Source organism: Serratia sp. PF-27 (assembly GCF_030053255.1).
Taxonomy (GTDB): Bacteria; Pseudomonadota; Gammaproteobacteria; order Enterobacterales; family Enterobacteriaceae; genus Serratia; species Serratia bockelmannii.
Genome location: NZ_JASGBT010000015.1, coordinates 130,461 through 154,955 on the forward strand (window position 1 = coordinate 130,461; position 24,495 = coordinate 154,955).

Here is a 24,495-nt window from a genome sequence, read left to right on the forward strand (position 1 = left end):
ATGGCATAATGCGGCAACGTGTTCAATGAAGGGATATTATGCGGATGCGTGTGTGGTTTTTATTAGCCAGTTTGATCCTCGCCGGTTGCAGCAGCCATGCGCCGCCGCCCAGCGGCCGCCTGGCGGATTCTATCGTGGTGGTGGCCCAACTCAATGAACAACTGCGCCAGTGGTACGGTACGCCATACCGTTACGGCGGCCTGGATCGCGGCGGCGTAGATTGCTCCGGCTTTGTTTACCGCACGTTCCGCGATCGCTTCGACATGCAACTGCCGCGTTCGACCGAAGAACAGACCTCACTGGGTACCAAGGTCTCACGCGATGAGTTGATGCCGGGCGATCTGGTGTTTTTCAAAACCGGCGGCGGTGAGAACGGCCTGCATGTCGGCATTTACGATACCAATGACCAGTTTATCCATGCTTCGACCAGCCGCGGGGTGATCCGCTCCTCGCTCGATAACGTCTATTGGAAGCGTGTGTACTGGCAGGCGCGACGCATTTAACCTTAACCCGTTGATTTGGTGTATCATGGCGGCATCTCGTGTTTTGAACGGTGCCTGCCATGAACAGCCTGCGTTTACTGATCTCCGACTCCTACGATCCCTGGTTCAACCTGGCAGTGGAAGAGTGCATCTTCCGCGAAATGACTACGCAAAAAATTCTCTTCCTGTGGCGCAATGCCGAAACGGTGGTGATTGGTCAGTCGCAGAACCCCTGGAAAGAGTGCAATACCCGGCGCATGGAGCAGGATGGCATTCGGCTGGCGCGGCGCAGCAGCGGCGGCGGGGCGGTATTTCACGACCTGGGCAATACCTGCTTCACCTTTATGGCCGGCAAGCCGGGCTACGACAAGAGCGTCTCGACCGACATCATTCTGCAAGCGCTGCGGGAGCTGGGCGTGGCGGCCAGCGCGTCGGGGCGTAACGATCTGGTGATGGAAACCGCCGACGGGCCGCGCAAAATATCCGGCTCGGCCTATCGAGAAACGCAGGATCGCGGTTTCCATCACGGTACGCTGCTGCTGAATGCCGATCTGGAACGGTTGGCGGACTATCTCAATCCGGATCCCAAAAAGCTGCAGGCCAAGGGGATTACCTCGGTGCGTTCGCGCGTCGCCAATCTGGCGGAGTTTTTGCCGGGCATCAGCCATGCGCAGGTATGCGACGCCATCGTACAGGCCTTCTTCGCCCACTATGGCGAGACGGTCGAGCCGGAGATTATTTCGCCGGACGTGTTCCCCGATCTGCCCGATTTTGCCGCGCAGTTCGCCAAACAGAGCAGTTGGGAATGGAATTTTGGCAAGGCGCCGGCGTTCAGCCACTTGCTTAACGAGCGTTTCGTCTGGGGCGGCGTAGACTTGTTCTTCGATGTGGAGAAAGGGGCGATTGTTCGCGCGCAGGTGTTCACCGATAGCCTGAATCCCGCTCCGCTGCAGCGGTTGGCGGACATGCTGGTGGGCTGCGCGTACCGCAGTGAGCCCGTCGCCGCCTGCTGTGACCGACTGATGGCGGAGTATCCTCAACAGGCGGCCGAATTAGCCGAGTTGCGGCAATGGCTGAGCGAAACGATCCGTTAGCCGGAGTGGGAATGGTGAAGGGGATGAGCGTGCTCATCCCTTTTTTTATCGCTGAAATCGGCGTTTAGCAGGGGCGTAGCGCAGATTTTCTGAAAATCAAGATGGGCACTTTTTTACATTTTCAATGCCGAGAATAACGGGCGGAATTGATGCGTTATTAAATTTAATCAGTCGTCGTTAACGGTAGGAAAAATCCGCGTTAAGGAGGAAAGATTATTTTACTTTATTTAAGATTTTTCTTAAATAAAACAAGGGAGATAAGTCAAATTTAGCCGCCAATCCATTCAACTTAAGCCAAATACCTTTCCACATAACGCGTTTGGCGGTCGCTATGGCATAAGTCAGGCTGCTTTTCTTTGCGCCTTTCACGATTGTCGTATAGCTTTAATCTATCAATTAAATGATATTTCATGGGTATTTACATTGATATTTCCGATTAATCCCAGAGGGATTGATCGATAAAATATATTGATATACGATGATACGCTAGCCATTCATCCTGTGGCATTAAAATGAACATCCAACTCGAAGCTGACTTTATTAGTAGCTATGTTTTGCAACCTGTTTACTCAATGGAGGGCGGGCTGTTGGCGGTTGAAATGTTGAGCCGTTTCAACAGTCTCGACGGTGATTTAGCCATGCCGGCCGAAATTGGGATTAATTTATTGACGTCTGAACAAAGGATTGAGTTATTTAATGAGCAATTGAAACTTGCGGAGCAGCATGCGGCTTGGTTTACCGGTAACAACGTGCAGTTGACCATCAATATCGAAGAAACCATCGTCGAACTTATTCTTTCTGATTCGGCGTTATGTCAACGGATCGGGCAATATCCTTTTATTGCATTTGAAATCAGTGAGAGTTTTCCGAATCTTTCGGCCGGGAAGAACAACCCGAGCGTGCGGCGATTAAGCGAAATGTTTTCGCTGTGGCTCGATGATTTCGGTTCCGGTAAAGCCACGTTGACCGCGCTGTACGATGGTTTGTTTGACTATGTAAAGATAGACAAGCGTTTTTACTGGCAGCTGTTTACCCATCAGGGATATGACGTGGTCATCGACTCGTTGTTAAAGAATATCAACCTGTTATGTAAAGGCGTAATCGTCGGAGGAATAGAGAAAAAAGAGTACTTTAATAAACTCAGATACGCCGGTGTTTTAGGCCTGCAAGGTTTTTTATGGCCCAGCGTTGGTGTGGATAATCTGCAAGCTTTGCTGGCGAGGCCCAGCGAGTTCAATAATTAAGAAGTGATATAAAAAACTACACACAATGAGGTAAATAATGCACGGGGTGAGGTTACTGTGATCCCGTCGCCGTTATTCGCCATCGCTTTATGCTGATAACTGCGTTTGTCAGCCGACGTTAAAGCGCGTTTCCTCAGCTGAGGGGCAACGCCAAACTCCCCGCATCCGCCCTGGTGACAGGCGGATGCGTTCTCCCTGCATTCCTTCGGTGTTAATCCGCCCGTTCAGGCTCTACACTACGCTGAAACGGAGGGCCTATGCCGCAGTTCGATAACGCTTACTACCAACAGTTACCCGGTTTCTACACCGCCCTGAACCCGACACCGCTCAAGGATGCACGCCTGCTGTACCACAGCGAGCCGCTGGCACGCGAGCTGGGGCTGGATGAAAGCTGGTTTACCCAGGATAAAACCCCCATTTGGGCGGGAGAATCGCTGCTGCCCGGTATGCAGCCGCTGGCACAGGTGTACAGCGGCCACCAGTTCGGCGTGTGGGCCGGGCAACTGGGTGATGGCCGCGGCATTTTGCTGGGCGAACAGGTCATGGCGGATGGCAGCCACCGCGATTGGCACTTGAAGGGGGCCGGGCTAACGCCATATTCACGCATGGGGGATGGCCGCGCGGTGCTGCGTTCGGTTATCCGCGAGTTTCTTGCCTCTGAGGCGCTGCACCATCTGGGGATCCCCACCACCCGAGCGTTGACTATCGTCACCAGCCAGCAACCGGTATATCGCGAGCAGCCAGAACGCGGCGCCATGCTGATGCGAGTGGCGGAAAGCCATGTGCGCTTCGGCCACTTCGAACACTTTTATTACCGTAAACAGCCGGAGCAAGTGCGGCAGCTGGCGGATTTCGTCATCGCCCGTCACTGGCCACAGTTGCAGGATCTGGCTGAGCGTTACCTGCTGTGGTTTACCGACGTGGTCGAACGCACGGCGCGTTTGATCGCCCATTGGCAAACCGTCGGTTTCGCCCACGGCGTGATGAACACCGACAATATGTCGATTCTCGGTATCACCATCGATTACGGCCCTTATGGCTTCCTGGACGACTACCAGCCCGGCTATATCTGCAACCACTCCGATCACCAGGGGCGTTACGCCTTCGACAATCAGCCGGCGGTGGCGCTGTGGAACCTGCATCGCCTGGCACAAACCCTGTCTGGGTTGATGACCACCGAGCAGCTGCAGCAGGCGCTGTCGGCATATGAGCCGGCGCTGATGCGCGCCTACGGTGAACAGATGCGCGCCAAACTCGGCTTCTTCACGCCGACGGCGCAGGATAATGACGTGCTCACCGGTCTGTTGAGCCTGATGGCGCAGGAAGGGCGGGACTATACCCGCACGTTCCGCTTGTTGAGCGAGACCGAACAGCAGCAGGCGCAGTCGCCGCTGCGCGACGAGTTTATCGACCGTGCGGCGTTCGACGCCTGGTATCAGCAGTATCGTCAGCGCTTGCAACAGGAACAGGTCAGCGATGCGGAACGGCAACGGGCGATGAAGGCGGTGAACCCGCGCCTGATCCTGCGCAACTATCTGGCGCAGCAGGCGATTGAGGATGCGGAGAAAGACGACGTGGGCCGTTTGCAGCGGTTGCATCAGGCTCTGCTGAGACCGTTCGACGATGCGCCGGAGTATGACGATCTTGCTGCGCTGCCGCCGGATTGGGGCAAACATCTGGAGATTTCCTGCTCCAGTTGAGATGAAAAAGGGCGCCTCATGGCGCCCTTGATGTTATTGACGTAGATAGACCTGCGGCAGAGACACTTCGGGATGATGCACCACGCCGAGATCGGCCTGATACCAGCGGGTGAGGATCTCCGTCTGCAGGACCTCTTGCGGCGTGCCGCTCGCCACCAGACGTCCCTGATGCAACAGCAGGATCCGATCGGCGTACAGCGCCGCCAGATTGAGATCGTGCAGCACGCAGCAGACGCCCAGCGGCTGTTGCCGTGTCAGCGAGCGCAGCAGGCGCAGAGTGTGCTGCTGGTGATACAGATCCAGCGCCGAGGTCGGCTCGTCGAGAAACAGCCAGGCGGGAGACGGTTGCGGTTGCCACAGCTGCGCCAACACCCGCGCCAACTGCACCCGCTGCTGTTCGCCACCGGACAACCGGCGGTAATCGCGCTGCGCCAGCGCCAGGCAGTCGGTTTGTTCCATCACCTGTTGGATCGCCTGATGCTCGTCGCGTTTGCCGTGCGGCGATCGCCCCATGCTGACCACTTCTTCCACGCTGAAGGGAAACGCCAGATCGCTGTATTGGCGCATCACGGCTCGGACTTTGGCCAACTGCTGCGGCGCCCAGTGTTCCAGCGGGCGGTCGAGCAGCCGGCATTCGCCGCAGTCCGGCGTCAGATAGCCGGTCAGCAAGCGCAGCAGCGTCGATTTGCCGGCGCCGTTAGGGCCGATAATCGCCACCATCTCACCGCTGGCGAGGCTGAGCGAAACGTCGTTGATCAAGCGGCGCGTACCGAGGCTGTAACGCAGCTCTCGGGCTGTCAGGCAGGCGGCGTTATCCACCGGTTCGCTCCCGCTGGCGCATCACCAGCCATAAGAAGTAAGGACCGCCGATCAGGCTGGTCATCAAGCCTACCGGCATTTCGGCCGGCGCCACCAGTGTGCGCGCCAGCGTATCGCTGACCAGCAGCAGACAGGCGCCGCCCAGCGCGGAGCAGGGCAGTAGCCAGCGGTGATCGCCGCCAAGGCGCATGCGCACCAGATGTGGTACCACCAGACCGACGAAGCCGATCACGCCGCTCATCGCTACCGCCGCGCCGATCAGCAGGGCGCTCAGCAACAGCAGCTGCAGCTTGGCGCGCTGGACGTTCACCCCGAGGTAGTGGGCCTCTTCGTCCCCCAGCTGCAACAGATTCAGCCGGCGCGCCTGCAACAGCGTCAGCAGCGCCGTAGGCAGGATCAGCGAGGCGGAAACGGCCAGCGTCGGCCACTGCGACTGGCTGAGGCTGCCCATCATCCACAGCGAGAACTGGCGCAGCTGTTGATCGCTGCTGACGTAGGAGAGCACGCCGATGGCCGCCATGCACAGGGCGTTGATGGCGATGCCCGCCAGCAGCAGCCGCGACAGATTGCCGTGCCCGCTGCGGCTGATGCCGTAGATCAAAAGCGATACCAGCAGGCTGCCGAGGAACGCCGCCAGCATATGGCCGTATAGCGCGATCGTCACCGGCAACGCCAGCGGCATCACGATGAACAGGGCGACAAACAGCGCGCCGCCGCTGCTGATGCCCAGCAGGCTCGGATCCGCCAGCGGGTTGCGGAACAGCCCCTGCATCACCGCGCCGGACACTGCCAATGCGCAGCCGATCACTACTGCCAGCAGCACGCGCGGCAGACGAATGTTCAGCCAGATGTGCCAGGCGGCGTCGCTGAAGGGTTCGCGCCACAGGGTGCGAAACGACAGCGTCAGCGCGCCCAGGTTGGCGGCGACCAGGGCCAGCAACGTCAGCAGCACCAGCAGGCCGATGATGGCCAACTGAGGCGAGGTGCGACAGCGCATTACTTTTGCTCCGCCGCGTGGCGCAGTTTGGCCAGCGCCGCCGGCGTTTCCAGACCGAAGCCCAGCAGCGCCATGTCATCGACGATCAGTACGCGGCGCTGCTTGCCTGCTGGCGTCAACGCCAGGCCCGGCAGCGTCCATAGCTGCTGTTCGCCGCCGAGGGTGCGCACGCCGTCGGTGGTGACCAGCAACAGGTCCGGCGCGCTGGCGATGACGCCTTCCTGCGACAGAGGACGATAGCGGTCAAAACCCTGCATGGCGTTTTTCAATCCGGCGGCGGCGATCACCGCGTCGGCGGCCGTGTGTTGCCCGGCGGCCATCGGCGTAATGCCGCCGTGGCTCATCACAAACAGCACCTTGACCGGCAGCGGAGAGGTGTCGACCGCCGCCAGCTGTTGTTGATAGCGCTCGCTCAGCTGTTTGCCTTGCTCATCACGCTGCAGCGCGGCGGCGATCACGGCGATTTTCTGCGGCACCGCCTGCAGGGTGGTGTCACCCGGCACGCTGACCACTTTGACGCCGCTGTCCGCCAGCTGTTTGAGCACCAGCGCCGGCTGCGCCAGCTCGGTCGTCAGCACCAGCGTCGGTTTGAGCGCCAAAATGCCTTCGGCGTTCAGTTGGCGCATGTAGCCGACGTCCGGCAGCTTTTTCACCGCCTCCGGATGCAGACTGGTGCTGTCACGGGCGATCACGTCGTCGCCGGCGCCGAGCGCGAAGGCGATTTCCGTCACGTCGCCGCCGATCGAGACGATGCGCTGCGCCGCCGCCGCCGCCGCCGCCGCGGTGAGCGGCAGCGCCAGCGTCATCATCAGCGTCAGGCGGCGGATCAAGGAAGATTTCATGCGGCGATGTCCTTGGCGGCGAGCGCGGCAACCTGCTCGCGCCACTGGGTTTGTTCCGGCTGCCCTTCGGTACGCTGGCCATACAGCTGCGCAATCTGCGTGCCATCGGCGGCGAACAGCTCCAGGCTGGTGACGATGCCGTCCTTGGTCGGTTTGCGGGTGATCCAGCTTTCGGCGATGGCGTCTTCGATCAGGTGCAGCGTGAAGCGACGGTTGAACACGTTGATCCAGCCTTCCTGCGGCATCAAACGTTCGATCTGGCCGGTGAAGATCTGCACGCAGCCGCGGTTGCCGACGAAGATCATGATCTCGTTTTGCTGCTGCTGCGCCGCTTCCAGCAGCTGCGACAGCGCGCTGTTGTCCACCTGATAGGCCAGATCGTCGCCGACGGCGCGGAACGCCTGCTGGCGCGTCAGTTTGTTGCGGCTGAGCAGCTGGAAGAACTGGTGAACGTCGGTCATCGCGCGCCATTCACCGTCGATTTTGGCATGATCCTGCGTCGTTTCATCCGCGGTGCTCGCCTCGGCGGGCTGCAGCGCCAGCGCCGGGTTTTCTTCGCTCAGGTGGCGCTCCACCAGTGCCATCCAGGCCGGCAGATCGGTCTCTTCGGTGGTGTAGACCTTGTGCAGCGCATCGCCCTGTTGGTCGAAGAACTGGATGCTGTGGCGCACGCCGCGCTTGTTGGTTTCGCTCATGGCGAAGACGCTGGTCCAGTGGTTGAGGAACAGGCGCAGATCCAGCTCGCGCGGGTTGAGGATCAGCCCGGCGTGGCCGTTGAGGTGCTGGTTGCGGTAGCGGCCCATCTGCTCATGCACCGCATAGCTGTTGCGGGTGATGGACTTGGTGACGCCCACCTGCTCAAGCTCGGTCAGCAGGGTGCGCGCGTCGGCCTGCAGGCGGCGGGTGTCGTGGCCGACGCGGGCGTGCGTCAGCTCCGCTTCGCTGACGCCAAGGATCGCCGCCAGATCGCGGGCGTATTTGCCTGGGTGGTCGATTTTGGCCTGTTGGTAGCGTTCGTATAGGGTGTTGCTCATGCGGGATTCTCCTGCGCTGTAATGCGAACGGCGGACAACCGGGTTGTCCGCCAGATAGTCAAATGATTACCACTGGTAGCTGACCAGCAGTTTGGCGTTGCGTCCATCCTGCGGGATGCCCTGCGGCGAGTAATATTCTTTGTCGAAGGCGTTGCCCAGCACCACGGTGGTGGTCATGCCCTGCAGCCGATCGCGACCCTTGTAGCTCAGATAGAAGTCGTTGACGCCATAGCCGGCTTGTTCGGCCGTGCCGGTCTCCACGCGCGTCGCGCGTTCGGCGAAGGTGGCGACCCAGCCGGCGGACAGACCGGTTTCGCCCAGCGGCACGTCCAGCGAGCTGGTGACAGTGTCTGGATTGATGCTGCTTAACCAGTCACCGGTCGCTTCATTTTTGCCACGGGTGCGGTTATAAGCCAAATCCCAGCCGAACCACGGTGTTTTATAGCTGAGCGTAGCATCCCATCCCCAGATTTTGGCGCGATCGATATTGGTCGAGAATGTGGTGCAACTGATGCAATAAGGGCCTCGCGGACCGCGTCCCAGTTCCATTGTGACATCGGTGGTGATGTAGTCCTTGGCTTTGGTATCGAAATAGCTGGCTTTGAACTGCAGACTATCATCGGCCAGCATCAAATCATCGAAACGCAGACCAAACCCGTACTCTTGGGTTTCGTTGGTTTCCGGTTTCAAATTCGGGTTAGGCACCCAATAGTTGGTGATGGTGGTTGGCCCCATTGGAATTGAGAAGTGTTTGGAGTCGTTGTACATCTCACCCATCGTCGGCGCGCGGAACGCCTGAGAATAGGAGCCGAACAGCATCAACCAGTCGGTAGGCGTAATGCTGACCGCACCGCGAGAGGACCATTTATCCGCATCCACATCGGCATAACCGTCGCTTGAGCCCTTGTAATTGTCATAGCGGGTGCCGGCGAGCAGAGTGACAGGCAGATCGCGCAGCGTGATTTCATCTTGCAGCCAGCCTGAAGCGAAATTGATTTTTGCTTGCGGGAAACTTTCGGTAGCGCCGCCCGGCGTTTGTTCCTGTTTGTAAGCCTCGGTGCCGTAGGTCAGCAGGTGAGAGGCGAAAGTATCCGCAAACAGGCGCGTTCGGTTTTCGAGTTTGGCGCCTTTCGTGGTTTGTTTGCGTGCTTCATCTTCGCTGCCATTGGCGTGAGCGTTAATTTTTACGTCTGAATAATACACTTTCGCTTCTGCATCCAGCCAATCTTGGCCGGCCGGTTTCAGTTTGTAACTCAGTGCCGCGTCGCGTTGAATCGTCGAACGATCGGTCATTAAGTTTCCACTGGAGCTGGCTGGAGTTTGCGGGTTTTTCGGCTCCTGGGCGCTGTTGTTGTAGTAACGCAGGTTGCCGCTCAGCGACTGGCTATCGTCGATCTTCCAGGTGCCTTTGGCCAGCACGTTGCTGATGGTTTCGTCGTTAGGCGCATCGAAGCCGTTGCCCTGACGAAGATCGCCGACGTCGCGAGTGCCGAACGACAGCAGGCCGTCGAGGTTATCGGTCTTGCCGTAGGCGCTGGCGCCCATCCCCAGGCTGTGATCGCCGGTGCCGGCGGTGCCGTAGACGCGGAACCCGGTATCGTGGCCCGGCAGCAGCAGATCGGCGGCATCGACGGTCTCATAAGACACTACGCCGCCCAACGCGCCGCTGCCGTACAGCAACGCGGAGGGGCCGCGCACGATTTCAATGCGTTTCACTAACGCAGGATCCAAAAATGTGCCGTTAATATGGCCGGTATCGGTCCCCTGGCGGATGCCGTCAACCAACGTCAGCACGCCGCGTCGGTCGTAACCGCGCATCATGAGATCTTGCCCATTGCTGCGCCCGGAACCCGTGACGGTAATGCCCGGCACGCGGCGCAGCATATCGGCGGCGGTGCCTGCAGTTTGGCTTTCTGGCGAATTGCCTTCGATGACCGTGACCATCATCGGCGCTTCAAAGCTGCTGCGTTGGTTACCGGTGGCGACCACCGTCATGGTCTCGTCGGCGGCTTTGGCTTTTTTAGCCGGCGCCGCGTTGGAAGAGGATGTTGTGCTGGTGTTTTGTGCCAAGGCCACCGTAGGCAGAGCGCAGGCAATCGCCAGACTCAAAGCGGAAAAACGCAGCCGGGTGGAAAATGTCAGAGGCATGGTGCAACTCTCCGTATGTAATAAAACATATCAATAGATTTGCTGGCTGCCTGGATCAAAAGATCGGGGTGGCTGGCGTTTGAGGATTCTGTGGTTATTTGGTCAGGATCAATTTCCCGGCTTTGGTCTGCCGCAGCTGATAGCGCTGGCCCTGATGGGTAATGAACGCGATGCCGTCGGTGCCGAGCAGCTGTGCGCTGTCGTAGCTGGGCGGCGCGTTTGCGCTGTGCTCGGTCGGGGCCGCGGCGGCGGGGGTAGGCGTGTTGGCAGTATCCATCATCATTGTGCTTATAAAACAGACCATTAAATGGTAATTAATATCAAACTGAGAATCATTATCATGTGAAGGAAAGGTTACATCAAGGAAAATTTTCTTACCGATGGAACCTTTTTGTCGAACGGACATCCGGCGGCGGGCCGAGCGCACTCGGCCCGTAAAAAAGGGGCGTTATTTCAGCAGGGTTTCGATGCGGTCAAACAAACGCTCGGGCTTAGTGATCGGCGCAAAGCGCGTGATGCGCTGGCCGTCGGCGGTGAGCAGGAATTTGGTGAAATTCCACTTGATGCGGCGGCTGCCCAGAATGCCGGGTGCCAGGCGTTTCAGCTCATTGAACAGCGGGTGCGCGCCGGGACCGTTAACGTCTATCTTGCTGAACAGCGGGAAACTGACGCCGTAGTTGAGGCTGCAAAAGTTGGCGATCTCCAGCGGACTGCCCGGCTCCTGAGAACCAAACTGGTTGCAGGGGAAGCCGAGCACCACCAGGCCGCGTTCGCGATAGTATTGCCACAAATTTTCCAGCCCACGGTATTGCGGGGTGAAGCCGCACTTGCTGGCGGTGTTGACCACCAGGTAAGCGCGCGCCGGGAAATCGCCCAGCGTTTTTTGCTCGCCCTGCAGCGTGACGCAGGGGATGGATAACAGAGAGTGAATCATGCCGGGGCTCCCAGTGCGTTTCGGCGGGCGCTAAAGCGTTGCAATCAGTATAGATGAGCGGGGCAGAAGGAATAAAGCCGGGGGCGTGGCCCCGGCCTCTACTGGGTTAGAAACGGCTATCAACCGCATCCGCCAGCATCGCCAGCAGCTGCTCGCTGTCGGACCAGCTCAGGCAAGGATCGGTGATCGACTGGCCATAGGTCAGCGGCTGGCCGGCGACGATTTTCTGCGTGCCTTCCACCAGGAAGCTTTCCGCCATTACGCCGGTGATGGCGGCGGAGCCGGCGCGGATCTGCTGGCAGACGTTGTCGGCCACTTCCAGCTGGCGACGGTGCATTTTCTGGCAGTTGCCGTGGCTGAAGTCGATCACCAGGTGTTCAGGCAGATCGAACTCGCGCAGGCTGTCACAGGCGGCGGCGATGTCGCTGGCGTGGTAGTTCGGCGTTTTGCCGCCGCGCATGATGATGTGGCCATACGGGTTGCCGCTGGTCTGGTAGATGGTCATCTGGCCATGTTTGTCCGGCGACAGGAACATGTGCCCGGCGCGCGCCGCGCGAATGGCGTCGATGGCGATGCGGGTGTTGCCGTCGGTGCCGTTTTTGAAGCCGACCGGGCAGGAGAGCGCCGAAGCCATTTCACGGTGGATCTGACTTTCGGTGGTGCGCGCGCCGATGGCGCCCCAGCTGATCAGATCGGCGATGTATTGGCCGACGACCATGTCCAGGAATTCGGTGGCGGTCGGCAGGCCGAGCTGGTTCACTTCCAGCAGCAGGCGACGCGCCATTTCGATGCCGCGGTTGACCTGGAAGGTGCCGTCCAGCGCCGGATCGGAGATCAGGCCTTTCCAGCCGACGACCGTGCGCGGTTTTTCGAAGTAGGTGCGCATCACGATCTCCAGGCGATCCTGGTAGCGTTCGCGCAGGGCGTTCAGCCGGCCGGCGTAATCGACGGCGGCGTCGAGATCGTGGATGGAGCAGGGGCCGATCACCACCAGCAGGCGGCGGTCTTCACCGGTGAGGATTTTTTCAATGCGTTTTCGTGACGCTGTCACGTTTTCGGCGACGGCCGCCGAGATCGGCAGCGTGTCCGCCAACGCTTGCGGCGTGACGAGGCTGTCGATGCGCGCGGTCCGCAGTTCATCTGTTTTGTGCATGTTGTTCCCTGGAAACTGTTCTTCTCTGCGGCAGGAGTGCCGGGAAGTGATGGCGATCACAATAACGCAAAAAGCGCTGAATTCAACCGTAGAGATTGTGTTCTGTTGATCAAAACCGCGAAAAAAAGCACAAAAAAATCAGCTGCTGTTGAAATAAACGGCAGGCGGCGGGGCACGGCGGCCCCGCGAGAAAATGATCAGAACATGCGGCGACTCATACCGAGGATGTCGAGGATTTTGGTGGAAATCTCTTCGACAGAATAATTGGTGGTATTGAGGTAGCGGATCTGATTTTTGCGGAACAGCGCCTCGACCTCGGCGATCTCCATGCGGCACTGGCGTAATGAAGCGTAACGGCTGTTTTCACGCCGCTCTTCACGGATCGCCGCCAGGCGTTCCGGATCGATGGTCAGGCCGAATAATTTATGCTGAAACGGTTTCAGCGAGGCCGGCAGGTGCAAATTATCCATATCGTCGGCGATAAACGGATAGTTGGCGGCGCGAATGCCGAACTGCATCGCCAGATAAAGGCTGGTGGGGGTTTTGCCGCAGCGCGACACGCCGAGCAGGATCACCTGCGCCTGATCGAGGTTGCGCAGCGAAATGCCGTCGTCATGCGCCAGGGTATAGTCGATGGCGGCAATGCGCGCGTCGTACTTGCCGAGGTTGCTGGCGGTCAGGCCGTGGGTGCGGTTCGGCACCGGCGTCGGTTCCACTTCCAGCTCGCCCTGCAGCGGGCCGACCAGCGCCTGCACGATATCCTGGCAGAAGCCCTGGCTCTGCACGATCACATCGCGCACTTCCGGCGAGATGATGGAGTAAAACACCAGTGGCCGCACGCCGGTTTGATTATAAATATCATCGATTTGCTGGCGAACTGCGCGCGCGCGCGCCTCGGTTTCGACGAACGGCAGGGTAAAGGTGGTCGCCGTGACCGGAAACTGCGACAGCACCGCGTGCCCCAACACTTCGGCGGTGATCGCCGTACCATCCGAAATATAAAAAACGCTTCTTTCCACCCGAGGCTCCTTACCTGAAAACGGTGTTCCTGCTGTCATCACTGTCAATATCATGGGCCGCGGACGATCCGTCGGTAAAGGGGGGAGGGAAAAAATTGTGACGGCGGGACGGTAAAGCGCTTTGCGCCGGCGCGTGAAGAAAAGCGCGTTTTGCCGGCGGTAAAAATTGTGGCGCAACGAGGTTTTTCGACCCGAAACGTAAATTTGCCGTTATTTTCACCAAAAACGGTAGCGTTTGCGCGGTCATTAAAACAGAAGTTTAAAAAGAACGTAATTTGTTGAGAACTAAGCTTTTCGTGCGATTGGGAACGGTTCCCTGCCAAATCAGCCGGTTAGGACATTCTCTTAAAAACCACTTTCTTCAGTGGGTTGATCGATTCACCTTTCCATTTTCCCCAGATCAGTGTGCTAGTCTGATTCGGCTCCGTGTTAGCGGCGCCGTAAAGCAAGCGAATTAAATCCGTCTTTACCCTACTGATAGCAATAAGGATTGTCTCGATGTCCAACAATGGCCCAGACTTGCGTAATGTGCTTTGGTACAACCAGCTTGGCATGCACGACGTTGACCGTGTCGGCGGCAAAAACGCCTCCCTCGGTGAAATGATCACCAATCTTTCCGATTTGGGCGTGGCCGTGCCGAACGGTTTTGCCACCACCGCACAGGCGTTTAACGATTTCCTCGAACAAAGCGGTGTTAACCAGCGCATCTATCAGCTACTGGATCAGACCGACGTTGACGACGTTGCCCAACTGGCCAAGGCCGGCGCCCAGATCCGCCAATGGGTGATCGACACGCCGTTCCACGCCGAGTTCGAGCGTGAAATTCATCAGGCTTACCAACAGCTCGCCGACGGCGAACCGGAAGCTTCCTTTGCGGTGCGCTCCTCCGCCACGGCGGAAGACATGCCGGACGCGTCCTTCGCCGGCCAGCAGGAAACCTTCCTCAACGTGCAGGGCATCGACGCCGTAATGGTGGCGATCAAGCACGTGTTCGCCTCGCTGTTCAACGACCGCGCCATCTCTTATCGCGTGCACCAGGGCTATGACCACCGCGGCGTGGCGCTGTCGGCGGGCGTACAGCGCATGGTGCGCTCGGATCTGGCCTCCTCGGGCGTGATGTTCACCATCGATACCGAGTCCGGCTTTGATCAGGTGGTGTTCATCACCTCCGCCTTCGGTCTGGGTGAAATGGTGGTGCAGGGCGCGGTGAACCCGGATGAGTTCTACGTGCACAAACCGACGCTGCAAAAAGGCAAGCCGGCGATCGTGCGCCGCAACCTGGGCTCGAAAAAGATCCGCATGGTGTACGCACCGTCGCAGGATCACGGTAAGCAGGTGCGCATCGAAGACGTGCCGGAAGCGCAGCGCAGCCGTTTCTCGCTGACGGATGACGAAGTGCAGGCGCTGGCGCAGCAGGCGATCCTGATCGAAAAACATTACGGCCGCCCGATGGATATCGAATGGGCGAAAGACGGCCATACCGGCAAGCTGCTGATCGTGCAGGCGCGTCCGGAAACCGTTCGCTCCAACGAACAAACCATGGAGCGCTACCAGCTGAATGGCACTAGCCCGGTGCTGGTGGAAGGCCGCGCCATCGGTCATCGCATCGGCGCCGGTCCGGTGAAAGTGATCCACGACATCAGCGAAATGGATCGCATCCTGCCGGGCGACGTGCTGGTGACCGACATGACCGACCCGGACTGGGAGCCGATCATGAAGAAGGCCGCCGCGATCGTCACCAACCGCGGCGGGCGCACCTGTCACGCGGCGATCATCGCCCGTGAGTTGGGCATCCCGGCGGTGGTAGGCTGCGGCCACGCCACCGATGTGCTGAAAGACGGCCAGAAAGTCACCGTTTCCTGTGCGGAAGGCGACACCGGCTTCGTTTACAGCGACATGCTGGATTTCAGCGTGCAGAGCTCCGAAGTGACCGAGCTGCCGGATCTGCCGCTGAAGATCATGATGAACGTCGGCAACCCGGATCGCGCTTTCGACTTTGCGCGTTTGCCAAATGAAGGCGTGGGCCTGGCGCGGCTGGAATTTATCATCAACCGCATGATCGGTGTGCACCCGCGCGCGCTGCTGGAGTTCGATCAGCAGACACCGGCGCTGCAAAACGAAATTCGCGCGTTAATGCAGGGTTACGACCACCCGGTCGAGTTCTACGTTGGCCGCCTGACAGAAGGGATCGCGACGCTGGGTGCCGCCTTCTGGCCGAAGCGTGTGATCGTGCGCCTGTCCGACTTCAAATCCAACGAGTACGCCAACCTGGTGGGCGGCGATAAGTATGAACCACACGAAGAGAACCCGATGCTGGGCTTCCGCGGCGCCGGCCGTTACGTGGCCGACAGCTTCCGCGATTGCTTCGCGCTGGAGTGCGAGGCGGTGAAACGCGTGCGTAACGAAATGGGGCTGACCAACGTCGAAATCATGGTGCCGTTCGTGCGCACCGTGGCCCAGGCGGAAGCGGTGGTGGCGGAGCTGGCGCGTCAGGGGCTGAAGCGCGGTGAAAACGGGCTGAAAGTGATCATGATGTGCGAGATCCCGTCCAATGCGCTGTTGGCGGATCAGTTCCTCGAGCACTTCGACGGCTTCTCTATCGGTTCCAACGACATGACCCAGCTGGCGCTGGGGCTGGATCGTGACTCCGGCGTGGTGTCGGAGCTGTTCGACGAGCGCAACGAGGCGGTGAAAGCGCTGCTGTCGATGGCGATTCAGGCGGCCAAACGCCACGGCAAATACGTCGGCATCTGCGGCCAGGGCCCGTCTGACCATGAAGACTTCGCCGAGTGGCTGATGGAGCAGGGCATCGACAGCCTGTCGCTCAATCCAGACACCGTGGTGCAGACCTGGATCAATTTGTCGAAAAAGAAATAATGTCTCGGCCTCGCTGAGGCATTAACGCCGGGCCGCAGTTAACGCTGCGGCCTTTTTATTTCCGAATGTAAATAACGGCGCGTAAAATAATCAATTCGACGAAAAAAGAATAAAAAAAAGCCCACCGTAGGAGATGGGCAAAGACTACACACAGCAATTCACATGTATGGCATTACATTGTTCAGAAAGGTTGCTTTAAAATCAGTGATTTGAAGCAATAGATGGCCATAATACTAGATTTTTGAACGCGACTAGTCATTAAGAATCATCCTAATCGATAGCGCCATCACATTTTATTTGTGGGAGTTATCTCTTTTTGCCGCTTGCAACAAACAGGGATTTACATTGCACCTTTCATTCGCTGTACCGTAATCAATATAGGGCGGCATTATATTTGGTGGAGATATTACTCGAATGAGGTAGGAATAATGACCTGAGTGAAATGTTCCGCCCGACGATGCGGGCGGAAGGGGGGAATTAGCGTTTTTCCAGATCTTCGATGACTTGCTCCGGCGCGGTGGTCGGCTCCGGCGCTTCATCCATCCAGGCGGTCAGCAGGCGATAAGATACCGCCAATACCACCGGGCCGATGAACAGGCCAATCATACCGAAGGCCAGCAAACCGCCGATAACGCCGGACAGGATCAGCAGCAGCGGCAGGTCGGCGCCCATGCGGATCAGCACCGGGCGCAGCACGTTATCCAGCGTGGCTACCACGCAGCTCCAGACCAGTAGTACGGTGCCCCAGGTGGTGTCGCCGTGCCAGTACAGCCAGATGATGGCCGGCACCAGCACCAACAGCGGCCCCAATTGTGCCACGCAGCAGATAAAGATCAGCATCGTCAGCAGGGTGGCGGCTGGTATGCCGCTCACCGCCAGACCGATGCCGCCCAGCACCGACTGCACCAACGCCGTCACCACCACGCCCAGCGCGACGGCGCGGATCGCCTGGCCGCCCAGTAGCACCGCCGCATCGCCGCGTTTGGAACCGAGGCGTACCGCAAAGTGACGGATACCCAGCGCCACCTGCTCGCCACGCGCATACAACAAGGCGCTGAACAGCAGCATCAGCGCGCAGTGCAGCAGCAGACGACCGATATGCGCCGCCTGCGCCACGAACCAGGTGGCGGTTTGACCGAAGTACGGCTGTACCTTCGCCAACAGCGCAGCGCCGCCGGCGTTAACCAATGTGTGGTAGCTGGTATAGAGCCTGTCGCCGATCATCGGCACGGACTGCAGCCAGGCGAGATCGGGAATGTGCAGCTTGCCGGGTGAACTGGCCCAGGCGATCAGCGGCGCGCTGTTATCCACCACGCTGCTGATCAGCAGGGAAATCGGCAGAATGAACAGCAGGATCAGCAGCAGGGTCATGACCAACACCGCCAGCGAGCGACGGCCCCATAGCAGCTTTTGCAGTTTGAGCAGCAACGGCCAGGTGGCGATCACCACCATGCCCGCCCAGGCGAAGCCGAGAATAAACGGTTGGATCACCCAAAAACAGGCAACGATCATGATGGCGATAAACAGCACGCCGAAAATAATTCGCGGTAAGTCGTAACGCGATTGCGGGAGTGGCATCAGTGGCTTCTCATCCTGGTCAATTAAATCCCTGGCACCGGCGAATCGGGGTGCCTGTCGGTCGGTTTATCGCCGCCGGGCGGCCGCCTGTGGCGGCGCTCGCAGGGCGGTAATAATGTGAATGCCTTCACTAAACGAGTATGTTAGTTTTTAGTGTCACTAAAAAATAGGGTGGGTCTGAATTAAAGGCCCGATTCAGCGTACATCAGCGCATAAAAAATAGACGGACAGGGTCAAAAAAGCGAATGATCCCACAGATTTCTCAGGCGCCCGGCCTCGTTCAACGGGTGCTCGACTTTTTGGAAGCACTGAAGCAAAACGGATTCAACGGCGATACCGCCACCAGCTACGCCGACCGCCTGACGATGGCCACCGACAACAGTATCTATCAGCTGTTGCCCGATGCGGTGGTGTTCCCCCGTTCCACCGCTGACGTGGCGCTGATTGCGCGTCTGGCCGGGGAAGAGCGATTCAATACGCTGACCTTCAGCCCGCGCGGCGGCGGCACTGGCACCAACGGCCAGTCGCTCAATACCGGCATCGTGGTCGATATGTCGCGCCATATGAACCGCATTCTGGAGATCAACGTCGAACAAGGCTGGGTGAAAGTCGAAGCCGGCGTGATCAAGGATCAGCTGAATCAATACCTGCGGCCGTTCGGCTACTTCTTCTCGCCGGAACTGTCCACCAGCAACCGCGCCACGCTGGGCGGCATGATCAACACCGACGCCTCCGGCCAAGGTTCGCTGGTATACGGCAAAACCTCCGATCACGTGTTGGGCCTGCGGGCGGTGCTGCTGGGCGGCGAGATGATCGATACCCGCGCCATGCCGACGGCGCTGGCGGAAACGATTGCTCTGGAAGAGACCGCGGAAGGGCGCATTTACCGCACGGTGCTCAATCGCTGCCGTGAGCAGCGCGCATTGATCCTGGAGAAATTCCCCAAGCTCAACCGCTTCCTCACCGGTTACGATCTGCGCCACGTGCTGAGCGACGATCTGCAAACCTTCGATCTGACGCGCATCCTGACCGGCGCCGAAGGCACGCTGGCGTTTATCACCGAGGCGCGGCTGGATATCACGCCGCTGCCGAAAGTGCGCCGCCTGGTCAACGTGAAGTACGACTCCTTCGACTCGGCGCTGCGCAATGCGCCCTTTATGGTCGAGGCCAAGGCGCTGTCGGTGGAAACCATCGATTCCAAGGTGCTGAATCTGGCGCGTGAAGACATTGTTTGGCACTCGGTGAACGAACTGATCGCCGACGTGCCGGATAAAGAAATGCTCGGGCTGAACATCGTCGAGTTCGCCGGCGACGATCGGGCGCTGATCGACGGCCAGATGGAGGCTCTGTGCCAACGGCTGGATGAACTGATCGCGCAGCGGAAGGGCGGCGTGATCGGGTACCAGATCTGCGGCGATCTGGCTGGCATCGAGCGCATTTACAACATGCGCAAGAAGGCGGTCGGGCTGCTGGGCAACGCCAAGGGGCGCGCCAAGCCGATTCCGTTTGCCGAGGATACCTGTGTGCCGCCGCAACACCTGGCGGACTATATCGTCGAATTCCGTCAACTGCTTGACGACCACAACCTGAGCTACGGCATGTTCGGCCACGTCGACGCCGGGGTGTTGCACGTGCGCCCGGCGCTCGACATGTGCGACCCGCAGCAGGAAGTGCTGATGAAGCAGATCTCCGATCGGGTGGTGGCGCTGACCGCCAAATACGGCGGTCTGTTGTGGGGGGAGCACGGCAAGGGCTTCCGTGCCGAGTACAGCCCTGAGTTCTTCGGGGAAACGCTGTATGAAGAGCTACGCCGCATCAAGGCGGCGTTTGATCCGGATAACCGTTTGAACCCGGGCAAGATCTGTTCGCCACTGGCGGTAGATGCGCCGATGATGGAGGTAGACGCGGTCAAACGCGGCACCTTCGATCGTCAGATCCCGGTCGAGGTGCGCACTTCGTTCCGCGGCGCGCTGGAGTGTAACGGCAACGGCCTGTGCTTCAACTTCGACGTGCGTAGCCCGATGTGCCCGTCGATGAAGATCAGCGGCAACCGCATTCATTCGCCGAAAGGGCGGGCGACGCTGGTGCGCGAGTGGCTGCGTCTGTTGGCCGAGCAGGGCGTCGATCCGTTGGCGCTGGAGAAACAGCTGCCGCAGCAGCGCCTCAGCTTGCGCGGTCTAATCGAGAAAACCCGCAACAGCTGGCATGCCGGCAAGGGCGAGTACGACTTTTCGCACGAAGTGAAAGAGGCGATGTCCGGCTGTCTGGCCTGCAAGGCCTGTTCCACCCAGTGCCCGATCAAAATTGACGTGCCGGGGTTCCGTTCGCGCTTCCTGCAGCTTTACCATACCCGCTACCTGCGCCCGGTGAGCGACTACATGGTCGCCGGCGTAGAGAGCTATACCCCATTGATGGCCCGCGCGCCGAAGGTGTTCAACTTCTTCTTCCGCCAGCCGTGGCTGCGGGAGATGAGCCGCAACGCCGTCGGCATGGTCGATCTGCCGCTGTTGTCCAGCCCGACGCTGCGTCAGCAGCTGTCCGGCCACCGCGCGACCACGCTGACGCTGGAACAGTTGGAAGGGCTGAGCGCCGAGCAACGCGAAGAACACGTGCTGATTGTTCAGGATCCGTTCACCAGCTATTACGACGCCAAAGTGGTGGCGGATTTCGTTCGGCTGGTGGAAAAGCTCGGCTATAAACCGGTGCTGCTGCCGTTCTCGCCGAACGGCAAGGCGCAGCATGTGAAGGGCTTCCTGACGCGCTTTGCCCGCACCGCGCGCAAAACCGCCGATTTTCTCAACCGCATGGCGCAGCTCGGCATGCCGCTGGTGGGCGTCGATCCGGCGCTGGTGCTGTGCTACCGCGACGAATACCGTGAGATCCTCGGCGCCGAGCGCGGCGATTTCCAGGTGCAGCTGGTGCATGAATGGTTGCAACAGCGGATCGCGGATCGCGCCGAACAGCCGGCGACCGGCGAACCCTGGTATCTGTTCGGTCACTGCACCGAAACCACCGCGCTGCCGGCCAGCGGCCAACAGTGGGCGGCGATCTTCGCCCGCTTCGGCGCCAAACTGGAGAACGTCAGCGTCGGCTGCTGCGGCATGGCCGGCACTTACGGCCATGAAGCCAAGAACCTGCAAAACTCGCTCGGCATTTATGAGCTATCATGGCATCCGACGCTGCAGCGTTTGCCGCGTCAGCGCTGCCTGGCGACCGGTTATTCCTGCCGCAGCCAGGTGAAACGCATTGAGGGCAATGGCGTGCGCCACCCATTACAGGCACTTCTGGAGATGATTGAGTGAAATTGTGGAAACGTGAAACATCGCTGGAGCAGCTGAACCGCGCCGGCGACGGCTGCATGGTCAGCCATGTGGGCATCGAGTTTACTCAGCTGGGCGAGGATTTCCTGGAAGCCACCATGCCGGTGGACGGCCGTACCCGCCAGCCGTTCGGGCTGTTGCACGGCGGGGCGTCGGTGGTGCTGGCGGAATCGATGGGATCGATGGCCGGTTACCTGTGCAGTGAGGGCGAGCAGAAAGTGGTGGGGCTGGAGATCAACGCCAACCACCTGCGCGCGGTGTTCGATGGCCAGGTGCGCGGGGTATGTCGCGCACTGCACGTCGGCCGTCGCCATCAGGTGTGGCAAATCGAGATCTTCGACGCGCGCGATCGGCTGTGCTGCACCTCGCGCCTGACCACGGCGGTCATTGACTGATTCTCGCCGGTCCCGCAGGCTGCCGGCCTGCGGAGCCTTTCGCTTTACAGCTGAAACGGCACGCGTTTAACGAAGTCCTTCTGAAACGCATTCGCCTTCTCCCAGGTACCTTCCATTGCATATTTTTGGCAGATCAGCGTCAGCGTGTGGCGGGCGAAGTGGTAGCTTTGCACCCGAAACAGCTGGCAGCGCTGCGGATTGTTGATCTCGACGATCAGCCGATTATGCAGTTTGCTGAGCGCGTGCAGGTAGCTGTCGTCATCGCCGTTCTCCAGGCACAGATTGGCCATGGTGAGGCTGACGCTGTTGTACCGCTTCAGGTGGTCGATATTGCATTCCGGGCGCCGCAGCGCCGCTTCGGCCATATAAAAGTCCACCGTGGCGTCGCGCACGCTGAATTTGTAGTCATCAATCTTGCCCAGCAACCATGCGTTGATCGAAAGAGTCATTGGCTTCGCGCTCAAATCCAAATTGAATGATAATCATTATCATATAAATTGCCGCGTTGCCGATCAATCCCCGGTGCGGCGTTTTTTCATCGTGGGGGTGTAAAAGGCCGCCGACGACCCAATTTAATCCTGAGCGACTAAACTTTAACCTGAGGGGCGCGCGCTGGTGCCGCGCCACGAAATGCCGATAAACGCACATTTACGACAGACAGAATGCAGAAATAGGTATTTTCTATGAATGTTTAGATCGGCAGTGTACCGCGGCACTGTAACGCTGACGGGCCACCGGGGAGTGCGGTACGGTGATGCAGGATAAAGAACAAATTCATAGGGATAGCATGCACACCTTGCCGCCAGATGCCGCAAGCTACCACGAATGTCCCGCTGGCTTGCCGCACGCCGCAGCGAAAAACCGCGCTCGCGGTGGATACCCCCGCAAAACAAACGGTTGAAGTGATAATCGTTATCACTAACATATAAGCAACCCAGATTGGCTGTGGCCAAACACGAGTGTGAGGTAGACCCTATGCAAACGGAAAATGTCGGCACCTTTTCTCTGGATGAAAATGTCTGGCAAGGCATTTCGCTCAGCGACAGCGCCGTACGACAAATAACGAAACTGATGCAGCAGGATCCGCAGGTGAAAGGGCTGCAGCTAGGGGTGAAACAATCCGGCTGCGCCGGCTTTGCCTATGTGCTGGATCTGACCCGCGAACCCGCCGATGACGATCTGCTGTTTGAGCGCGACGGCGCCAAACTCTATGTGCCGCTGAAGGCCATGCCGTTCATCGATGGCACCACGGTAGATTACGTCCGCGAAGGGCTGAATCAGATATTCAAATTCAACAACCCTAAAGCTCAGCATGCCTGCGGGTGCGGCGAGAGCTTTGGCGTTTGAGCGATGCAATCAACATGACACGAAGCAATGTAGAAATGCCTAATGAAGTGCAGGCTTGGGTCAGCGAAGGTCGCTACAAAGAAGGTTTCTTCACCCAGCTGGCAACCGATGAGTTGGCCAAAGGCATCAACGAAGAGGTGGTTCGCGCCATCTCGGCCAAGCGCAACGAACCCGAGTGGATGCTGGAATTCCGCCTCGAGGCCTACCGCGCCTGGCTGCAGATGGAAGAGCCGCACTGGCTGAAGGCCAATTACGAACGCCTTAACTACCAGGACTACAGTTACTATTCGGCGCCGTCCTGCGGCAGCTGCGACGATGCCTGTGGTTCGCAACCCGGCGCCGAGCAGCAACCAGGCGCGGCGACGGAAAAAGATTACCTGACCAGCGAAGTGGAGCTGGCGTTCAATCAGCTCGGCGTGCCGGTGCGCGAGGGCAGCGAAGTGGCGGTGGACGCCATCTTCGACTCAGTATCGGTCGCTACCACTTACCGTGAAAAACTGGCGGAGAGCGGGGTGATCTTCTGCTCGTTCGGCGAAGCGATTCAGGAATACCCGGATCTGGTGCGTCAGTACCTGGGGCGCGTAGTGCCGTCCAACGATAACTTCTTCGCTGCGCTGAACGCCGCGGTGGCCTCTGACGGCACCTTCGTCTATGTGCCGAAAGGCGTGCGCTGCCCGATGGAGCTGTCGACCTATTTCCGTATCAACGCCGCCAAAACCGGCCAGTTCGAGCGCACCATCCTGATCGCCGACGAAGGCAGCTATGTCAGCTATATCGAAGGCTGTTCTGCCCCGGTGCGCGACAGCTATCAGCTGCACGCGGCGGTGGTGGAAGTGATCCTGCATAAAGACGCCGAAGTGAAATACTCGACGGTGCAGAACTGGTTCTCCGGCGGTGAGAGCAAGGGCGGTATCCTCAACTTCGTCACCAAGCGCGCGCTGTGCGAAGGCGCCGGCTCGAAAATGTCCTGGACCCAGTCGGAAACCGGCTCGGCCATCACCTGGAAATACCCGAGCGTGATCCTGCAGGGCGACAATTCGATCGGCGAATTCTTCTCGGTGGCGCTGACCAGCGGCCATCAGCAGGCGGACACCGGCACCAAGATGATCCACATCGGCAAAAACACCAAGTCGACCATCATCGCCAAAGGCATCTCCGCCGGCCACAGCGAGAACACCTATCGCGGCCTGGTGAAAATCCTGCCGGGGGCGGAAAACGCCCGTAACTTTACCCAGTGCGACTCGATGCTGATCGGGCCGGACAGCGGTGCCCACACGTTCCCTTACGTTGAAGCGCGCAACAACAGCGCTCAGCTGGAGCACGAAGCCACCACCTCGAAGATCGGCGACGACCAGCTGTTCTACTGCCTGCAGCGCGGCATCAGCGAGGATGACGCCATTTCGATGATCGTCAACGGTTTCTGCAAGGACGTTTTCTCCGAGCTGCCGCTGGAGTTCGCCGTCGAGGCGCAGAAACTTCTGGCCATCAGCCTGGAACACAGCGTGGGTTAAT

Annotated in this window: 20 protein-coding genes and 1 other RNA gene; 9 read left to right on the forward strand and 12 right to left on the reverse strand. The window is 59.1% G+C overall.

Annotated elements, in window-relative coordinates; all coding sequences use genetic code 11:
• The first annotated feature begins 38 nt into the window (after positions 1-38).
• The 4 genes from QMZ29_RS05575 (at position 39) to QMZ29_RS05590 (ending at position 4,520) form a co-directional block, all read left to right on the forward strand.
• Positions 39-503, forward strand: coding sequence for an NlpC/P60 family protein (locus tag QMZ29_RS05575; protein WP_016927954.1), 465 nt, complete (start codon positions 39-41; stop codon positions 501-503).
• A 59-nt stretch (positions 504-562) separates the two neighbouring features.
• Positions 563-1,576: a lipoate--protein ligase gene (lplA, locus tag QMZ29_RS05580; RefSeq protein WP_043143387.1), complete on the forward strand. Its 1,014-nt coding sequence runs from the start codon at positions 563-565 to the stop codon at positions 1,574-1,576.
• Between the two features lie 512 nt (positions 1,577-2,088).
• A complete protein-coding gene (locus QMZ29_RS05585; RefSeq protein ID WP_043143424.1) occupies positions 2,089-2,820 on the forward strand; it encodes an EAL domain-containing protein in 732 nt (243 codons plus the stop codon).
• 257 nt (positions 2,821-3,077) lie between these two features.
• Positions 3,078-4,520 carry a protein adenylyltransferase SelO gene (locus tag QMZ29_RS05590; protein ID WP_025302632.1) on the forward strand — a complete coding sequence of 481 codons (1,443 nt, stop codon included), beginning with the start codon at positions 3,078-3,080 and terminating at the stop codon, positions 4,518-4,520.
• A 33-nt stretch (positions 4,521-4,553) separates the two neighbouring features.
• On the opposite strand, the gene QMZ29_RS05595 is transcribed toward QMZ29_RS05590, so the two are convergent.
• The 9 genes from QMZ29_RS05595 to ppsR all read right to left on the reverse strand — a co-directional run bounded on the left by QMZ29_RS05595 (position 4,554) and on the right by ppsR (position 13,505).
• Positions 4,554-5,339, reverse strand: coding sequence for a heme ABC transporter ATP-binding protein (locus QMZ29_RS05595; RefSeq protein WP_025302633.1), 786 nt, complete (start codon positions 5,337-5,339; stop codon positions 4,554-4,556).
• Positions 5,332-6,336 (reverse strand): FecCD family ABC transporter permease, encoded by a 1,005-nt coding sequence (locus tag QMZ29_RS05600; RefSeq protein WP_016927948.1) that lies wholly within the window; start codon positions 6,334-6,336, stop codon positions 5,332-5,334. Before QMZ29_RS05600 ends, QMZ29_RS05595 begins: the two co-directional genes overlap by 8 nt.
• Positions 6,336-7,178 carry a heme/hemin ABC transporter substrate-binding protein gene (locus QMZ29_RS05605; protein WP_261425774.1) on the reverse strand — a complete coding sequence of 281 codons (843 nt, stop codon included), beginning with the start codon at positions 7,176-7,178 and terminating at the stop codon, positions 6,336-6,338. The genes QMZ29_RS05600 and QMZ29_RS05605 overlap by 1 nt, the downstream gene beginning before the upstream one ends.
• Positions 7,175-8,212 carry a hemin-degrading factor gene (locus QMZ29_RS05610; RefSeq protein WP_049271968.1) on the reverse strand — a complete coding sequence of 346 codons (1,038 nt, stop codon included), beginning with the start codon at positions 8,210-8,212 and terminating at the stop codon, positions 7,175-7,177. Before QMZ29_RS05610 ends, QMZ29_RS05605 begins: the two co-directional genes overlap by 4 nt.
• 66 nt (positions 8,213-8,278) lie before the next feature.
• Complete coding sequence (locus QMZ29_RS05615) at positions 8,279-10,360, reverse strand: TonB-dependent hemoglobin/transferrin/lactoferrin family receptor (RefSeq protein WP_060432956.1); 2,082 nt, start codon at positions 10,358-10,360, stop codon at positions 8,279-8,281.
• A gap of 94 nt (positions 10,361-10,454) precedes the next feature.
• Positions 10,455-10,637: a hemin uptake protein HemP gene (gene hemP, locus QMZ29_RS05620; RefSeq protein ID WP_043141213.1), complete on the reverse strand. Its 183-nt coding sequence runs from the start codon at positions 10,635-10,637 to the stop codon at positions 10,455-10,457.
• A 171-nt stretch (positions 10,638-10,808) separates the two neighbouring features.
• Entirely contained in the window at positions 10,809-11,294 is a 486-nt protein-coding gene (locus QMZ29_RS05625; RefSeq protein WP_025302639.1) for a glutathione peroxidase, read from the reverse strand.
• A 106-nt stretch (positions 11,295-11,400) separates the two neighbouring features.
• Complete coding sequence (locus tag QMZ29_RS05630; protein ID WP_261425780.1) at positions 11,401-12,447, reverse strand: 3-deoxy-7-phosphoheptulonate synthase; 1,047 nt, start codon at positions 12,445-12,447, stop codon at positions 11,401-11,403.
• 197 nt (positions 12,448-12,644) lie between these two features.
• A complete protein-coding gene (ppsR, locus tag QMZ29_RS05635; RefSeq protein ID WP_161781785.1) occupies positions 12,645-13,505 on the reverse strand; it encodes a posphoenolpyruvate synthetase regulatory kinase/phosphorylase PpsR in 861 nt (286 codons plus the stop codon).
• A 459-nt stretch (positions 13,506-13,964) separates the two neighbouring features.
• On the opposite strand from ppsR, the gene ppsA reads away from it, so the two are divergent.
• A complete protein-coding gene (ppsA, locus tag QMZ29_RS05640; protein WP_049209411.1) occupies positions 13,965-16,343 on the forward strand; it encodes a phosphoenolpyruvate synthase in 2,379 nt (792 codons plus the stop codon).
• 109 nt (positions 16,344-16,452) lie between these two features.
• On the opposite strand, the gene rprA is transcribed toward ppsA, so the two are convergent.
• Both rprA and ydiK read right to left on the reverse strand, forming a co-directional pair.
• Positions 16,453-16,562: antisense sRNA RprA (gene rprA / locus QMZ29_RS05645), an RNA gene on the reverse strand.
• A 258-nt stretch (positions 16,563-16,820) separates the two neighbouring features.
• Positions 16,821-17,921: an AI-2E family transporter YdiK gene (gene ydiK / locus QMZ29_RS05650; protein WP_025302642.1), complete on the reverse strand. Its 1,101-nt coding sequence runs from the start codon at positions 17,919-17,921 to the stop codon at positions 16,821-16,823.
• 245 nt (positions 17,922-18,166) lie between these two features.
• On the opposite strand from ydiK, the gene ydiJ reads away from it, so the two are divergent.
• Together ydiJ and menI are read left to right on the forward strand one after the other, a co-directional pair.
• A complete protein-coding gene (gene ydiJ, locus QMZ29_RS05655; RefSeq protein ID WP_261425785.1) occupies positions 18,167-21,223 on the forward strand; it encodes a D-2-hydroxyglutarate dehydrogenase YdiJ in 3,057 nt (1,018 codons plus the stop codon).
• A complete protein-coding gene (gene menI / locus QMZ29_RS05660; RefSeq protein WP_016927938.1) occupies positions 21,220-21,636 on the forward strand; it encodes a 1,4-dihydroxy-2-naphthoyl-CoA hydrolase in 417 nt (138 codons plus the stop codon). The genes ydiJ and menI overlap by 4 nt, the downstream gene beginning before the upstream one ends.
• Before the next feature lie 44 nt (positions 21,637-21,680).
• Here the strand turns inward: menI and QMZ29_RS05665 are convergent, their stop codons facing one another.
• Positions 21,681-22,085 carry a hypothetical protein gene (locus tag QMZ29_RS05665; RefSeq protein WP_004931369.1) on the reverse strand — a complete coding sequence of 135 codons (405 nt, stop codon included), beginning with the start codon at positions 22,083-22,085 and terminating at the stop codon, positions 21,681-21,683.
• A gap of 526 nt (positions 22,086-22,611) precedes the next feature.
• Between QMZ29_RS05665 and sufA the strand changes: the two genes are divergently transcribed.
• On the forward strand, positions 22,612-22,983 hold the full coding sequence (gene sufA / locus QMZ29_RS05670; protein WP_004931368.1) for a Fe-S cluster assembly scaffold SufA: 372 nt from the start codon (positions 22,612-22,614) through the stop codon (positions 22,981-22,983).
• Positions 22,984-22,997: 14 nt separating this feature from the next.
• On the forward strand, positions 22,998-24,494 hold the full coding sequence (sufB, locus tag QMZ29_RS05675) for a Fe-S cluster assembly protein SufB (protein WP_025302644.1): 1,497 nt from the start codon (positions 22,998-23,000) through the stop codon (positions 24,492-24,494).
• Position 24,495 lies beyond the last annotated feature (1 nt).